This window comes from Deltaproteobacteria bacterium CG11_big_fil_rev_8_21_14_0_20_49_13, from assembly GCA_002796305.1.
In the GTDB taxonomy this organism is placed as follows: Bacteria; UBA10199; UBA10199.
The window spans coordinates 423-17,224 of record PCWZ01000040.1; the positions used below are offsets into that span (position 1 = coordinate 423).

At 47.5% G+C, this 16,802-nt stretch carries 13 protein-coding genes; 5 read left to right on the forward strand and 8 right to left on the reverse strand.

The features are described 5' to 3' along the window. Positions 1-394: 394 nt before the first annotated feature. Genes cas2 through COV46_03400 form a run of 8 tightly spaced genes read right to left on the reverse strand, consistent with a single transcriptional unit; the run spans position 395 to position 8,331 of the window. On the reverse strand, positions 395-685 hold the full coding sequence (gene cas2, locus COV46_03365) for a CRISPR-associated endonuclease Cas2 (GenBank protein PIR17622.1): 291 nt from the start codon (positions 683-685) through the stop codon (positions 395-397). Positions 686-696: 11 nt separating this feature from the next. Further along, positions 697-1,728 carry a subtype I-C CRISPR-associated endonuclease Cas1 gene (locus COV46_03370; GenBank protein PIR17623.1) on the reverse strand — a complete coding sequence of 344 codons (1,032 nt, stop codon included), beginning with the start codon at positions 1,726-1,728 and terminating at the stop codon, positions 697-699. After that, positions 1,712-2,338: a CRISPR-associated protein Cas4 gene (gene cas4, locus COV46_03375; GenBank protein ID PIR17624.1), complete on the reverse strand. Its 627-nt coding sequence runs from the start codon at positions 2,336-2,338 to the stop codon at positions 1,712-1,714. Before cas4 ends, COV46_03370 begins: the two co-directional genes overlap by 17 nt. Positions 2,339-2,344: 6 nt before the next feature. Then, complete coding sequence (gene cas7c, locus COV46_03380; GenBank protein PIR17625.1) at positions 2,345-3,208, reverse strand: type I-C CRISPR-associated protein Cas7/Csd2; 864 nt, start codon at positions 3,206-3,208, stop codon at positions 2,345-2,347. After that, complete coding sequence (locus tag COV46_03385; GenBank protein ID PIR17626.1) at positions 3,166-3,594, reverse strand: hypothetical protein; 429 nt, start codon at positions 3,592-3,594, stop codon at positions 3,166-3,168. The genes cas7c and COV46_03385 overlap by 43 nt, the downstream gene beginning before the upstream one ends. After that, positions 3,591-5,348 (reverse strand): type I-C CRISPR-associated protein Cas8c/Csd1, encoded by a 1,758-nt coding sequence (cas8c, locus tag COV46_03390; GenBank protein PIR17627.1) that lies wholly within the window; start codon positions 5,346-5,348, stop codon positions 3,591-3,593. The genes COV46_03385 and cas8c overlap by 4 nt, the downstream gene beginning before the upstream one ends. Then, a complete protein-coding gene (gene cas5c, locus COV46_03395; GenBank protein ID PIR17628.1) occupies positions 5,345-6,067 on the reverse strand; it encodes a type I-C CRISPR-associated protein Cas5 in 723 nt (240 codons plus the stop codon). The genes cas8c and cas5c overlap by 4 nt, the downstream gene beginning before the upstream one ends. A gap of 17 nt (positions 6,068-6,084) precedes the next feature. After that, complete coding sequence (locus COV46_03400) at positions 6,085-8,331, reverse strand: CRISPR-associated helicase/endonuclease Cas3 (GenBank protein ID PIR17629.1); 2,247 nt, start codon at positions 8,329-8,331, stop codon at positions 6,085-6,087. 139 nt (positions 8,332-8,470) lie between these two features. Here COV46_03400 and glgC point away from each other — a divergent pair, with 139 nt between their 5' ends. The 5 genes from glgC (at position 8,471) to COV46_03425 (ending at position 16,702) form a co-directional block, all read left to right on the forward strand. Beyond that, positions 8,471-9,697 carry a glucose-1-phosphate adenylyltransferase gene (glgC, locus tag COV46_03405; GenBank protein PIR17630.1) on the forward strand — a complete coding sequence of 409 codons (1,227 nt, stop codon included), beginning with the start codon at positions 8,471-8,473 and terminating at the stop codon, positions 9,695-9,697. A gap of 2 nt (positions 9,698-9,699) precedes the next feature. Further along, on the forward strand, positions 9,700-11,877 hold the full coding sequence (locus tag COV46_03410; protein ID PIR17631.1) for a hypothetical protein: 2,178 nt from the start codon (positions 9,700-9,702) through the stop codon (positions 11,875-11,877). A 107-nt stretch (positions 11,878-11,984) separates the two neighbouring features. Beyond that, positions 11,985-14,129: a hypothetical protein gene (locus COV46_03415; GenBank protein ID PIR17632.1), complete on the forward strand. Its 2,145-nt coding sequence runs from the start codon at positions 11,985-11,987 to the stop codon at positions 14,127-14,129. A gap of 44 nt (positions 14,130-14,173) precedes the next feature. Beyond that, positions 14,174-15,172: a galactose-1-phosphate uridylyltransferase gene (gene galT / locus COV46_03420; GenBank protein PIR17633.1), complete on the forward strand. Its 999-nt coding sequence runs from the start codon at positions 14,174-14,176 to the stop codon at positions 15,170-15,172. Between the two features lie 30 nt (positions 15,173-15,202). Continuing rightward, the gene (locus COV46_03425; protein PIR17634.1) at positions 15,203-16,702 is read left to right on the forward strand and encodes a glycogen synthase GlgA; all 1,500 of its coding nucleotides are present in this window, start codon (positions 15,203-15,205) and stop codon (positions 16,700-16,702) included. The last annotated feature ends 100 nt before the right edge of the window (positions 16,703-16,802 follow it).

Below are 16,802 nucleotides of genomic sequence, written 5' to 3' on the forward strand. Positions count from 1 at the left end.
GCGCGGGGGGCGACCTATGAAGCCCGTTGAACTATGCGGTAGAGCGAGTTTCAATCCACGCCCCCGCGCGGGGGGCGACTTGAAATTAGCAAATGATGCGTCGCAATGAGTAGTTTCAATCCACGCCCCCGCGCGGGGGGCGACGGGGATGCTACAGATAAGAGCAGTGTTGCAGAATGTTTCAATCCACGCCCCCGCGCGGGGGGCGACTTCATTTCTACAACCTCTTTAAATAACTAAGCTAATTTGTGCTTAACCGCGAATCTATCTCGTAAACGAGATTCCCGCTTCCGTGGAAATGACCCTTCTTGCAAATTCATCAAATAATTCATACCTCTTTAAAGACCGCGAACGTACTCCAGGAACATCGTCCACTTAACGTTCGCGCTGTCCATCAGACTATCATCGGCGCCTCAAAATCTACAGCTTTTTTCGCTCCAACATGTTCCACGCGCCTCCTCCAGTTGGACCCTAAATAATAATATCTCAAGCTGTCCTTATCGGCGTCTATGGCCTTTTCAAGCCTTGCCTTCAATTTTGCCCATTGCGCGGGATCAACGTTGCATTCGAATACTGAATATTGAACGCGTTGCCCATAATTGATGCACTCTTTGGCAACACGCCGCAACCTCTTCTGGCCTCCTTCGCTCGAGGTCATCACATCGTAACTTACAAGAACCAGCATAGAAAACCTCACTATCTCCAAAAAAACACCGGATACCCGTCAATATCCCCGCGCAAAAAACGCGCAAGCAACAGCGCCTGAATATGAAAGAGCATCCCGATCTGGACATTTTCCTTCAGGTAAGGATGAAACATCTCTTCTTGTTTGCGTTTTTGATACGCGACCAAAAGTTCCTTGCGGGTATCATCGCTCATCAGCACAGCGCCGGTTTCCGATCTCTTAAAACCTTTTGCAGTCACCTGCGATCTGTTGATCAATGACAACACCATGCGGTCGGCAAAGAACGGTCTGAATTCCTCCATTATATCCAAAGCAAGACTGGCCCTCCCAGGCCTGTCGCGGTGCAGAAACCCAACGTATGAATCAAGCCCCACGGACTCCAAGGCCGACCTTACATCGTGCATAAGAATAGTGTAGATAAAGGAGAGCAGACAATTGACATTGTCCACCGGCGGCCTGCGATTTCTATCTTCGAACTTAAAATCATCTTTTTGGGCAACTATCAAATGATCGAACACGTTAAAATAGACCCGCGCGGAATCCCCCTCAACTCCACGCAGAAGATCGAGCTCGCGAACATTGCCAATGCCATCGATGTTCGTCCCGAGCCGTCTCACTGCAATTTCAATATCAGAAACATTTATCTTGTCCGAATGATCGCGCAGTGACCTCTGCAAAACTGTCCGCGCATTGCATACCTTGCCGGCAATTATATTTCGCGCGATATCAGCGCAAAAACCAAGGTCGTCCGCGCGTCTGTATTGTTCCCTGCGAAGCAGGACATTTCCGTTGGTTTTGCCATGAACACGCGCCAGAAACCTTCCGTATTCAGTCAAAAAACCAACACCGATATTATTCTCAGCGCACGCTCCCATTAAAAATGGGCTCATGCTAACATTTCCAAAACAGATAATTCCGTTCAAAGTATGCAAAGGCACCTGCAACCGCGTTTCCCTTTCGACGGACACAACCACTGTTTCGCCTTCTTTTGAAAGATAGGCGCCCTGCGTGGTCACAAACAGAGTGTTAAGAAGTTTTTTCATCAATATAGTCTCTGATCGATACCTGTTTCTCTGAAATTTTGGGCAAACAGAGCTCTATAAGAGAACAGGACTCACATTTTTTGCTATAGGAAGCCTTTGGGGTAACCCCTGCCTTGATAAAGGCATGAAGCCTGTGAGCGGTTTCTTCCGTTTCCTTACGGAGCTCCGTGGTGAATGCGACATCCAGCCTTCTTCGCGTTTTTCCGTAGAATATCGCGCCCGCCGGGATATTCACATTCAGCATCTCTTCAAGGCATATCGCCTGCCCGCAAAGTTGGACGCTATCACAATTGTTCTCCTTCGGCTTGCCGTGCTTGTATTCAACCGGAAAGGGCAGCCATTTACCGTCAGGCGACCTGTAGAATTCAATAACATCCGCCTTGCCGATCAATCCCAGCGCTGATGAACGAAGCGGCATTCCGCGCTCGATACGCATGTCTCCTTTGGTTTCAAACTGCTCTTCGTGCGCATTTTTATGCATAATGCCGCCCTCGGCGGTTAACGCATTTTCTTCCCATATCTGCTCGATATAGGAGAGAGCGCACTGCCTCGGGCAGAATACAAAGTGTTGCAACGCCGAGAGTTGTATAAAGTCGTCTTCGGAGTACATATTAAATTATACTTTTATGGTCGTAACCAACTCCTTTACCGGCTCGTTCTTATACATGATACCATAGTCGGAAAAACTACGCGCCGGCTTCTCCGTGATCTTACGATGCGTCACGCGTTCAAAAAGATCGGTGGCGTTGGCATTTCCAAGCGCCGTATTGTGCTCGAAAATGATCAACGAACGCATTGTCATAAGACCCCGTGCGGCCGAACGATCGTGATCGAACATTTTTTGAATGGCTTCCCAGAATAGGTCGAGGTCTTCCTTCGAAAAACCGGTCTGGGCGGCAAGATGGGCGGAAACAAAACCGTGAACACGATAAAGGCCGTATGGTATCGTGAATTTGCGGCCCATTGTGCGATTGTCCCCGCTCTGTTTTTCGGCCTCTGCTTCGGTAGCAACCGCCATGCGTGTAATACTGTGCTCAAGCGCTACAACCGGGTCGACAGAACGGGCAAATGTCAGCTGAATAGGACCGCGAACCTGACCGGCATTTTTACCTGTGCTCATTACTGCCCCAAAGGTTCTTATATCATAATAGTTGTCGCACATCCATTTTCTGGCGGCTTCAGTCTTATCTCCCTTTTCCTTGTTCTTCACATTCTCTTGTTCATGTGATTCGTCAATTAGCAAATTCAGGACAGCCTTTTCCTTAACAAAAATATCGAAAGGTCTTTCGGCTTTCTTAACGATCTGAACATAATTCCGCACCTTCCGCTTTAAGCACACATCGGTAACCAACCCCATTCCTGTTTCGGCATCAACGCGGGGCAAATTGCCGGCATCGGGATCGCCGTTGGGGTTACCGTCCTGCACATCGAAGTACATCACGAAATCATAGCGCCTGTCGATAGGTGTCCTGTTTTGCATATTTTTCTCCTTGTTATTTGGTTCATGGCCAGTTCGGGGTCTTCAATCTCTTTCACACGCTCATAGCCCACTTTAGCCAGCCAACGTTTAAAAGGCTCCGCTTTAGGAGAAGGGATCGACTGGATTATGCGGAGCATCCCTTCGGTATTGGAGCAGTCGGTTTCGCGCATCTTTCCATCTGGGGCCTTTAATTTCAACCCGTGACAAAATGTCACGACTTCACTTCCCTCGTCTTTCAGTCTTTGTTTCAATTTCCGCCAATACGCCCCGGCATCTGAGCTATCGGTAAGCACTTCGCACACATCTATGACTGAAAAACACCATTCATTATTATAAATAAGTCTTCTGATTCGATGACCTTTGAATATCGCTATTTTATTGGTCATAATACCTCCGTACTCTCTTTTTTCTTAAAGAAATCCTGACGCTGGTGATAATAGCCAATGGCAAACCGGGCCTGTTCATCAAGTGTAAGATTAGCGGGCCATTCGTTACCCATTCCATCCACTATCTCGCCAATCTCTTTCTCCATATTAACTTTTCTACCCGGGTTGAGCTTGGCAAGGTGGTGGTTCTTCAACTTCAACAACCGGGGGAATACGCTTGTTGGAGTTGATGATGCCGCACCATAAAAGCGATCTCTTATGGTGGCACTCACCTGACCGGCTTCTTCTTGTATCTTCTCGAGAACCGCGAACAATCGGCCCAGCCTGTAGGCGGTGTTCTCATTACTCCTATCGAGTGACATAGTGACCTCTCTTTCTTGCTTGTTATGGAATCTATTGAAACGATTTATGTAAGCCTTGAGTATCGCCGCCCTTACCCTGTTCACATGACGTTCTGCCCGAATACGCCGCATGCATTGTTGCATTAACGTGGCTGGATACGGCGAACCATCAAGAATGCTCTCAACCACCTTCCCTGCAAGATTCGGCGGAACGTTATCCATCTTGTTCTCAAATGCCGTAGAACTTAATATTTGATAGAGCGATAAATATTCGGGATCTTTCGGTGAGCGGTCTATTTCAAAATCATCAACGTGGTGTTTGATCTTCTCGGCAAAATCTTTAATGGTGCCGGTCCTCCAAAATCTAACCGAAATTCTTGCGGCATTAGGAGCTAGCCCGAGAACATAGAACCTGTTACCTTCGTTCAAAGGCAGCCTACCGGTTTTGAAGGCCTCATAAAGGCCTTTAACCGCCCTGATACCGCGGTCGGGATCGTCCTTATCATTCCTAAAAAACCATGTAAATTCACTTTCAAGATCATATTTCGTCTTATCTTCATCCGACTTTTGGGACCAGAATATTATTGTTGAGTCACTAACGCGCACCTGATTTTCTTGCGATCTTGTAAGATATTTTAGGGCCGTAGAATAGGAAGATTCGGCTTCCCTTGAGATTGGAGCGTTGAATGCCTGTTCCTTGCCGTATGAATCAAACCCCTTACCCTTTTGAAACGCCACTATTTTAGCGTTACTTCGCGAACCAATAATTGGCGTAGGCGTATGCAGGCGGGCAATATTACCCTTTAAACCGGTGATCAAACACTTTGCTTCGTAGGTCGTATTTGCACCATTATCTTCGTCTTCATCACCATCTACATTGTTAGGTTCATCATTTTTTAAAGTTTGGTACTTTTTAACAGACTCTCTTTGAGGAATAAGCTTATCTTCACCATCAAGTTTGAAAGTAAGATTGCACCCCGGGATGCCCGAACATTCAGGCCATCTGTCATGTTCTTTGACCTTTTCCCATTCTCCGCTTTCATAAAATCGTGAAATGGCCTTAATGCCGTCGTCGCTGCTGACTTCAGCGGGCAAGGATTTAAGCATATCTAAAAAAGAGGACATTTGTTTTCTTGCCGAGTCAACCGATCTAGTTTTATCGTCCTTTGGATGGGCAAAAAGGTAGCCATAATGGTCCCAAAGAAAGTTCGGTTGAATTTTGATCGTTCGGATAACGGACTTCGGCAAAAGAAAAGGTTTGCCACGCCTGCCTTCTCTTAGATCCAGCAGATCAAGAAATTTACCGCCACGATCTATGACAACCAAAAATTTAATTTCCTGTTCCTGAAACCCTGCTGGAGGAAGCTTGTCCTTGTTTCTCTCATAATACTCATACAACGCTTGGAGTATCATTTTTTCACCTCCTCACTATCAATGGGCGGAATAACAACAACGCCCTTTTCAAGCCTTGCCCTGAAAAACATGGGCCTTGGATCTTTCACGTCCGAAAAATCCATGTCGTAAAGCATGAAGCCCAAGTCCCTTGTTTCATCTATGGGTTTTGGCAACTCTTTTGCCGCATCTTCTATAAACCTAAAGTTGCATGAAAACTCGCGGCAACCAAGATATGGCATATTAAAGCATTGCCCTTTTCTGGCCCTGCGCTCGAACATCGCATTGTATTTCCCAGGGTTCTCATCTTTTGGATCTCTTGCAAACTCTTGAGCCTCTTCCCGAGATATCAAATATTCAGGAAGTGGGTTGTAAATCTTGCTGCGCTCTCTAAGAGGGATAAAAACCAGCCCGGCATGTAATCTATACTTCACATCACGCAATAAAAGCCCGGCCCTCTGCAAGCGGTTCTCTTCGATAAAAAGGCCGTCCTTCCCCGACATTACCGCGCCGACTTCGTTCCTGCGAACCGATATCCAGCGAATAGGACTTAACACATCTATCTTCTTTGTCTGCCATCTTATTGCCGGCTTCCAAAAGATTGCCTCAAAGATAGCCCGCGCTGCCGAAGGCGTTATCACATCATAGCTCACGCGTTCGACCTTCATCTCCGGCCTTGTAAAACAGGCGTAATCTCCGCTCACTTCGATACAAAATTCCTTGTCGTAATACTGGTTCATCAAATCACCTCCCGTTTTTAGACAATAAAGAGCTCTTTATCCCAATCTTTTACATCGGCCAGCAAACCGTAGCCCGGCTTATAAAGACCGGTGCTACTCTGCACCCAGCATCCAAACACATCTTCAATATGACCTTCATTTTGAAGTTTGTAGAACAGGTTAAGCGGAACGTTTACGATGAACCTCTGCAGTTTCCTCATGATCCAACGATCCGGACCTTTTCTCTTGAGCAATTCTATCAATTCAAAACTGCTCTTATTTTTGCCCTTATATCTTACAATGATGCCTTTCTGAACCGTATCATCAATTAGCCTGACGTTACCGGCAAATGTCCTGAACTGAAAAATAAAATCACCTGCTTCCTTCTGCATGCGTTCTTGGAATTTCGGCCTGTCAAAATCATTCAATGCACGATAAAATTCGCTAAAATAATCCCGATAAAGTTCCGGAGACAGGTCAAAAGCCTTGTACTTTCTCAAGATCGTTCTTGCCGCGTATTCTCCTTTGCGCAACATTCCAACTGGTGAAGATTTTGGCGGGTGAAAGACAAAGAGTTTGCCTAGCATTCCCTCCGCATTAAGCTTCCCCTCACGGTTGCAACGCCCTGCCGCTTGAGATATCGAATCAATGCCTGCCAATGCCCTGAATACCACGGGAAAATCGATATCAACTCCGGCTTCTACCAGCTGGGTGCCGACAACGCGGATCGGCATTTTATTGGCAAGTCGTTTTTTAATATCTGCGATCGCCTCGCTTCGTTCTTCTCCGCACATATTTGCGGACAGATGAACCGTTCCCTTTGGCATTATTCCATGTAGATCACGGCAGTCCTGTCTTGTATTGACGATACAGAGCACTTGTTCATATTTCTGTAATTCTTCAGACACATTTTCCCATGTCGTTCTTTCATCAGATATTGGAAGATCTATATCAACACGCTTAAAGTCTTTTAGATCTGCTGCATCAGGTGGAACGATTGCGGTCGCACTGGAAATACCGGCAAATTCGGCCTGCTCGCTCCCGATCTTTCCGCAAAGAACCGGTTGAGTGGCCGTACAAAAAACGACCGTAACGCCAAAGTGGGCTACTAAGCCACGCAATACTGACAATATTGGCTTCAAATATTCCGGAGGAAGCATTTGCGCTTCATCGAGAATGATAACACTGTTCGCAAGATTATGCAGCTTCCTGCACGATGAAGGCCTGCTTGCAAGAAGAGATTCGAACAACTGGACATTTGTTGTTACAATGATCGGAGCATCCCAGTTTTCACTGGCTAATCTGCCTTTTTTATCCTCTTCATCTATGTCAATATTGCTATGATGTTCTAAGACAGCTCCATCCCCAAATGCATGACGATAAACTTCAGCCGTCTGTTCAATAATGCTGGTATAGGGGATGGCCATTATGACCCTTTTTTTCTTATGTTCCATCGCATGCTTTAAGGCAAATGCCATAGCAGAAAGCGTTTTACCCCCGCCGGTTGGGACTGTAAGGGAAAAGAAACCGCTTGGAGCGGTGGCTTTGGCCATGCAATCCTCAAGGACTTTGCGACGATATTTATTTATCGGTGTTTTTTCGGCAGCTCCGCACTTTTCAGACATATAGCCTCGAAAATTTTCATACAATGTCTCTAAGCTCGAATATGTACCTCTAAACTTAGAACTTTCAGGATTACACGCCTGTTCTGTGTTCAAAAAATCGGCATCTACCAAGCAGGAAAAGAGCATGCGGACCCATAGATGCAAGTGTTCACTTGCCGATCCACCTTCCTCTTTTGATGAAATGTTTAAAGGATTAGATCGTGGCAACTTTGTTTCGAGGATAGGCTTAGTAAGAGGGTTGTTCCTGATATCTTCAATTTCCCCAACCCTAAGATTTCCTTCTGAATTAAAAATCCGATTTTGAAGATCCCCTCCTGCCTCATCGGGATACCAATCAGGCAATCCGGCATGGTGACCCGCAATAATGGAGGCAAATAATCTGGCTAAAGGCTTGTCTTTAAATTTCTCGAACGCAAAAATAGCGCCTGCCGTGCTATGATTAGGCCTTTTTCCATTGCTCGCATGTTCTATTGGATATCCGCGTTCTCTAAGAAGATAATTCTGCCAGTCAGGCAAATATTTGCCTAGATCATGCCACAAACCGGTCAAATATGCCCAATCACCATTGGAAAATTCATCAGCAAAAACTTTCGCCAACTCCGCCGTTTCTTTTAAATGACTTGCGAGCTCCTGCCACTCTTCCTTGGGCCTTCCTGCCAAACTATGAGCATAATATTTACCCACGTAGCACCTTCTGCCTCCATGTACCCATCTACCGCTAATAAGTCCACCCTAATTTTTCCATTTTCCCGTTGTCAACAGAGGCTTAATCAGCTAATAAGCACGAGGGGTTGAGTCAATGCCAAACGTTATCGCTTTTGTACTTGCAGGTGGAGAAGGTACCAGGCTCAGGCCTTTGACGCAGGACCGTGCCAAACCGGCGGTCCCTTTCGGCGGACGTTATCGTATAATCGATTTTGTCCTTTCCAACCTTGTCAACTCAGGCATCTACAAGATAAAGGTCCTTACCCAGTTCAAATCGGAATCTCTTAACCGGCATCTTAAAAAAGGATGGTTCATAAGCCCCATTCTCGATCAGTATATCGACCCTGTCCCTGCCCAGATGAGGACCGGAAATACATGGTATCAGGGGAGCGCCGATGCCGTGTTCCAGAACATGAATATCTTAAACGACTCCCATGCCGATACGGTGGGCATCTTCGGAGCCGATCATGTATATCGAATGGACATCAGGCAGATGCTAAAGGTCCATCAGAAGAACGACGCCGATGTGACCGTTGCCGCGATCCCATACAATATAAAAGAGGCTCACTCATTCGGCATCATCGGTGTCGACAAGCACTGGCGGATGATCGATTTCAAGGAAAAGCCAAAAAGGCCCATGCCCATTCCGGGTGACAAGTCAAAGGCCCTTGTTTCGATGGGTATCTACATATTCAACGCGGAGTTCCTTAAAAAAGCTATCATTAAGGACGCCGCCAACAAAAAGTCCTCGCACGATTTTGGAAAGAGCATAATCCCTTCTGTCTATAAAAAGGCCAGGGTGATGGTCTATGATTTCTCGCGAAACGCCTACCCCGGCATGACAAAGGACGAAAAGGGCTACTGGCGAGATATAGGTTCCATAGACGCCTACTGGAAATCGTCGATGGACCTTGTGAGCGTCACGCCGGTATTTAACCTTTATAACCATATGTGGCCCATTAGAACCGCGATGGACCCGTCACCTCCGGCCAAGTTCGTCTTTGCGGATGAGCAGAACAAGCGCGTCGGCACGGCGACCGATTCGCTCGTTTCCGAAGGATGCATCATCTCCGGCGGACGCATCTCCAGATCCGTACTTTCACCAAACGTGAGGATAAACAGCTATTCGCTGGTCGAAGAATCGATACTTTTCGAAAATGTGAACGTTGGAAGATATGCAAAGATCAGACGCGCGGTCATCGACAAGAACGTGGACATCCCCCCCAATACGGTCATCGGCTATGACCTAAAGAAGGACAGAAAAAAATATTTCGTATCGGAAAAAGGGATAGTTATCATTCCAAAGGGAGCCAAGATATAACTATGTCGACACCTCACTTAGCATTCCTCTGGCACATGCACCAGCCATACTACCGGAACATCATCACCGGCGACTGCGTTCAGCCGTGGGCCAGGCTTCATGGCGTTCATTCATACTACGACATGATGAAGCTCTACGAGCAGTTTAGCGATATGCATGTCAATATCAACTTCGTCCCTTCGCTTTTGCGCCAGATAAGGGAATATGTCGAACTGGGCATGACAGACAAGTTCCTCGATATCACCAAGATAGACGCCAAAGAGCTCAATCCTGTACAGAAAAAGTTCATCCTCCGCAATTTTTTCATGGCCCACCCGGATAAAATGATAAAGCCGATACCGCGCTACTGGAAGCTCTTTAAAATGCGCGGAAGCGAAACTCACAAGATAGATTTTGAAGGGGCCATCAGATACTTCTCGTGGAAAGATTACCTCGACATACAGGTATATTATAACCTCGCCTGGTTCGGCTTCAAGGCGCGCGAGGAATATCCGGAACTTCAGAAGATGTTATCGCTCACATCCTCTGCCGGAAATTTTACAGAAGAGGACAAAAAGACAGTTCTTAGTATCCAACGGGAGGTCTTAAAAAAACTTCTTGAGTCGATACGAAATGCCTCTCCCAATATTGAACTTACAACAACACCCTACTTTCACCCCATACTCCCGCTCGTCTACGACACCAATATAGCAAAGAGGTGCATGCCGAAAGCTACCCTTCCAACGCGTTTCCAGGCCCCAAAGTTCGCAGACTTTCAGATAAACCACGGCCTTACATATTTCGAGCAGTCGGTAGGCCGCAAACCTAAGGGGATGTGGCCTTCTGAAGGGAGCGTTTGTCCGGAGCTCATCCCCCTACTTGAAAAAGCCGGCGTTGAATGGATAGCTACTGACGAAGGAATACTTGAACGCTCCGGAATATCGGGCGAAAGGAACGAATATCTCTACCAGCCTTATCGTGCTGAGAACAACGACGCCAAGGTCAACATGGTCTTCCGCGATAGGGAACTTTCTGACCTTGTGAGCTTCACATATCAGAAGATGTCGGGGGCAGATGCCGCAACCGACCTCATAAAACGTGTAGAGGAGATAGGAAGATCCACAAAGATCTCGAACCCTCTTATAACGATACTTCTCGACGGCGAGAACCCATGGGAATCCTATGAAGAAAACGGAAAGGCCTTCCTTGTCTCTCTTTTAGATGGTCTTCGCGCTTCTAATATCAGGACAACTACAATAAATAAATATCTCTCCGAAAATCCGCCAACGGCAAAGATAACGCACCTCTTCTCAGGTTCGTGGATAGGTTCTAACTTTGCCATATGGGTAGGAAAACCCCAAAAGAACCAGGCGTGGGGCTATATTAAAAGGTCCATGGACGAGCTCGGCGGCAGGCTCTTAAAGACCCTGGAAAATCACGAACGCACCGACGCCGAACTTAGGGCCCTTGAATCTTTCTGTGCCGCCTGCGGAAGCGACTGGTTCTGGTGGTTCGACGACGACTTCTCTAGCGAATTCAAGAGCGATTTCGACAAGATATTCAGGATGCATCTAAAGAACGCCTTCACTCTATTTGGAAGAGACATCCCGGTATTTCTTTATAACCCAATCTACCACTACAATGATTCGTCACATCATTCCCATGGCCCGCTAAAACCCAACGCGTTCATATATCCTTCGATTGACGGACTGAACACCTCGTTTTTTGAGTGGTCGAACGCCATCACGATAAATATTGGCACGAACAGGGGCCCGATGGCCCAGACCGAAGAACTCTTTGAAACCATCTACTTCGGATTCAATCTGGATAACTTTTACTTAAGGTTCGATCCGCTTGACAAGAACATAACATTTGCCCTTAGGGACCATGAAGAGATAATCATCTATCTCCACAACAAGCACCAATTCAAGACACGGTTGTATTTTAGCGGCACGAAATATCAGTTTGAGTTCGTTGCCGATCCTGAAGGAGAATACGGCAAAGGGGGTCTTAACACAAAATGGGCGGTAAAAAGCGTGTGCGAGCTGGGCTTTAATTTTAAAGAGCTTGGATTCTCTCCAGGCGAAGAGGTTACGATTATTCTAACGGTGGTGAAAAAAGGGATAGAAACCAGGCACTACTCTCACATGACCTTCATTGTGCCCGATGAAACATATGAAAGACAGATGTGGAGAGTGTAGGGACACGCTTCACACAGCGGATATACTGAATAAATGATGAGGCATGGGGGCATGGCGACGATGAAGCATGTCCCTGTCTTGGGAGATCCGCCGTTGGCGGATTGCATATGATAACCTTATTACTTGCATTGCATAACCACCAGCCGGTGGGAAATTTTGAGCACGTCTTCGACATGGCATTCAAAAAGTGTTACTGGCCGGTGCTGAACACACTCGAAGAGTTCCCTCAAATAAAGATATCGCTCCATCATTCGGGTCCCTTGCTTGACTGGGCAAAGAAAAATGAGCCGGAATATCTAAAAAAACTCGTTAGAATGATAAAGGCCGGGCAGATAGAGCCTCTTGGCGGAGGATACTATGAACCAATCCTCGCTGTTATCCCTCCAAGGGACGCCGCGGGCCAGCTAAAGATGATGCGCGAGTTCTGGGAAAAAGAGGCAGGCATCTCCACTAAAGGGATCTGGATGACCGAAAGAATATGGGAACCCTCGCTCACGACCCTTCTGGCCGATAACGACATAAAATATACGATACTCGATGACGAGCATTTCCGCGCGGCCGGGGTTGTGGATGAATTCATACTGAACCATCACCTTACCGAAAGACACGGAAAAACGACATCCATCTTTGCATCCGACAAGACGCTACGCTACCAGATCCCGTTTAAGCTCCCGGAAGACGTCATTGCCCATCTATTGTACCTCTCCGATAAATATCCGGGCGGCGCCGTGACCTACGGCGATGACGGTGAGAAGTTCGGACTCTGGCCGGGAACCCATGAATGGGTGATAGAAAAAGGCTGGCTGAGGAAATTCTTTAAGCTCCTTTTGGATAATAAGGATAAGATAAGGACCCTCACCCTTTCCGAATTCTATGCCGGGAGAAGACCGGAAAATACCGTCTACCTTCCCACATGTTCATATCACGAAATGGGCGAATGGTCCATGCCGGCGCATGCCATCCATCAGATGGAATCTATCAAGGGCTTTCTTGAACAAAACGGCAAGTGGGAGGAGGCAAAGCCGTTCGTGCGAGGTGGCTACTGGGACAATTTCCTCACTAAATATCCGGAATCTAACTACATGCACAAGCGAATGCTGTATGTGAGCGAAAAATTGGAAGAAGCGATGTCATTGCGAGCGCAAGCGAAGCAATCCCCCGGCAAAAATCATACACAGGAGATTGCTTCGTCCGAAGACGGACTCGCAATGACGAATGCGCGCAATGCGCTCTATCGCGCTCAGTGCAATTGCGCCTACTGGCACGGTCTTTTCGGCGGGCTTTATCTTAACTATCTCCGCCATGCGATATTTGAGAACCTTATCGACGCCGATAACATACTTGATGCCTTAGACCACGATCCGGACGCCAAAGAACATGTGCGAATAGAAAGATGTGATATCGACCGCGACCTGACGGATGAAGTGATGCTATCTAACAAACATCTTATAGCCGTCATAAAGCCGAGCGAGGGGGCGGGATTGCTTGAACTTTCTCACAGAAGATCAAAATTGAACCTAAGGAACGTCCTCGCAAGGCGCGAAGAGGCCTATCATAAAAAAAACGCCGAAGTTCATAAGCGCACGAGCGCAGAAGAGAACGGATTAGGGATCTCTTCGATACACGATCTAAGCAAGGACCCGAACGATGCCGGTCCTATTGCATATGACACCTGCAACAGGCTCTCCTTTTGCGATCATATATGGCAAGCACTCCAGAACCCGGCCAACCTTAACGAACTCAAAGATAAGGTCAGCCTGTGCAAACTTCCGTACAAAATAATATCAACGGACAAGGACCACCTTGTATTGACCGCCGAATATGACGGGCTCCATATCGAAAAACTCTATCACATGACCCATGAAGCCAGACTCGTTGTAGAATATGCGCTAAAATGGAAAGAGCCGTTGAAAGAGCCCTTGCGCTTCGGCACGGGACTTAACCTGACCCTTCTTGCGGGACACGACAAGGGAAGATACTATCTGCTTCCTGACGGTGCAAGGGAACTGATGGACGTCGTAAAGGGCCCCGAAAGGACGAACCGCTTAAGGCTGGTAGATGAATATTTTAAGTTCAATCTTGATATAAGCTCCGACACCACGATGGACATATGGCGCTATCCTATCAACACCGTTTCGCAGTCTGAGTCGGGTTTTGACTTGCTTTATCAAGGCTCGTGTATATTATGGACCGCCGTAATTCCTGAGGGTGAAAAGGAATTTGATTTCAAGATAACATTAGAATTCAACTAAAACCCGCCTACGCTAAAAGCTTCGGCGTGGCAAGGAGAGAGAAAATGCCTGAACTAAGAAAAGATCCGATCGTTGGGAGGTGGGTGATCATCTCAACGGAAAGGGCGCAGAGGCCATCCGATTTTAAGAACGAAAGGGAAGAGAAAAAGGGGGGCTTTTGTCCCTTTTGCTACGGCAACGAACACGTTACGCCTCCGGAAGTGCTCGCTTATCGACCGGGAGGCGGACTGGCAAACAAGTCCGGCTGGAGCTTACGCGTTGTCCCCAACAAATTCCCGGCCCTTATGATAGAAGGTTCCGCCAATAAAAAGGGCGACGGCGTCTATGACATGATGAACGGTATCGGCGCACATGAAGTCATTGTCGAGTCTCCGGACCATAATTTGAACCTTGCGAACCTTGGGGAACAGCAGTTCGAGGATGTTTTCTGGGCGTTCCGCGACCGCATACTCGACCTTAAGAAGGACAAGCGTTTCCGTTACGTGCTCGTGTTCAAAAATCACGGCCTTCGCGCAGGTGCCAGCCTTGAACATTCACACTGTCAGCTCATCGCCCTTCCCATTCTTCCAAAGACGGTCATAGAAGAACTGAGCGGAGCGAACGATTACTATTCATATAAAGAACGATGCCTCTACTGCGATATCATCACCCAGGAGATAGAGGACCAGAAACGCGTGGTGCTCGAGAACGAAGATTTCATAGCCCTTTGTCCTTTCGCGCCGCGTTTCCCGTTCGAGGTCTGGGTAATGCCAAAGAAACATACCGCCTACTTCTCGGAATCAACGAAACATGAGATCCACAACCTTTCCCAGATAATGCAAAGGACGCTCAAAAAGCTCGAAAAGGCGCTGAACGACCCCCCGTACAACTTCATGCTCCACACAGCGCCTCTGGCAATGCATAATCCGGAAGTATATCACTGGCATATCGAAATAACCCCAAGGCTTACGCGCATGGCAGGTTTCGAACGCGGAAGCGGATTCTATATCAACCCCACTTCGCCGGAGATCTCGGCGCAGTTCTTAAGAGAGGTGGACACTTAACAAGGCTACCAGCAAAGTTTCAGGCCAGCAATGCCGGCAAAGTCAGATTCTTCCGCTTTGCTTGCCTTGCTGGCTTTGCTTGCCTTGCTGGCAGATCAACATATGAACATAATCCAAATAGTTTCCGAAGCGGTCCCTTTTTGCAAAACCGGCGGCATGGCGGATGTTGCGGGAGCCCTGCCGCTCGCCCTGGCGGAGAAAGGACACAAGCTTTCCGTCATCCTCCCCTATTACACCTCCAAAATTTCGCCCAAGAAACATAAGATAAAAGATGCCGAAGAAAAGATCAGAGTGACCGTTGGCAACAAGGAGATAGAAGGCGAGCTCTTTACCTGCAAGATGGCGCACAATGTGACCGCCTATCTCATCAAGAACGAGCAGTTTTTCGGACGTTCGGAGCTGTATCAGACGGCAGAGGGGGATTATCCCGATAACGCCGAGCGTTTTATTTTCTTCTCGCGCGCCGCCCTTTCTGTGGCGTCCCAGCTTCAACCGGACATCATCCACCTGCACGACTGGCAGGCATCGATGGCGGCAGTCTATATGAAGAGCATTTACAAGACCCACAAGGCGTTGGCAAAGGCGAAGGTCCTTTTAACGATACACAACTTGGGCTACCAGGGACTCTTCCCGCATACCGCAATGCCTTTAACAGGCCTGCCATGGGATTTTTTCACCTTCGACAAGCTCGAGTTCTATGGCAAGATGAACTTTCTTAAGGGCGGCATAGCTTTTGCCGATGTCATAAACACGGTCAGCAAGAAATATGCCGAAGAGATATTAACGCCTGGATTTGGCTGCGGACTTGAAGGCGCTCTTAGCTACCGCAAGAACGTTCTTTACGGTATTATCAACGGCATCGATTACACCGAATGGAACCCGGCTGCCGACCCGCTTATCCCCGCAAAGTTCGACCCCAAGAGTCAGGGCGGAAAGGCCGACTGTAAAAGGGTTGTTCAAGAAGCGTACAAGCTTCCGATCAGAGCAGATGTGCCGATCATAGGTCTTATTTCAAGGCTCACCTCTCAAAAGGGCTTTGACCTCATCGAAGCGGCAATGCCTGAGCTGATGAAAGAGGATGTTCAGCTGGTTATACTCGGCACGGGTGAGAAGAAATACCACGAAATGCTCCTGCAGGTCGTTAAAGATTACCCGAAAAAGATGGGGGTTCGTATCGCCTTCGATAACACCCTAGCGCATCAGATCGAGGCAGGAAGCGACATGTTCCTAATGCCGTCGCGCTACGAGCCGTGCGGACTCAACCAGCTCATCAGCCTCAAATATGGCACCATACCCATCGTCCGCGCAACAGGCGGTCTCGACGACACCATAAAGAACCGCGAGAACGGTTTCAAGTTCACAGACTACACGCACCAGGCGATGCTGGCATCCATCCACGAAGCGCTTGAGGCTTATAAGAACAAGCCGGCGTGGAACAAACTGATACAAACGGCGTTTGCCGACGACTTCTCTTGGAAGGCATCGGCAGGCGAATATCTGGAACTTTATAATAAGATGAGAAGGGGTTAGGAGGGTTTTATAGTATTTTAACCTTTGGTTAGTAATACCTTTGTTAAAAACTATAAGTATTTCAACTTCTTATTCGCACTGGCATACGAATAAGAAGTTG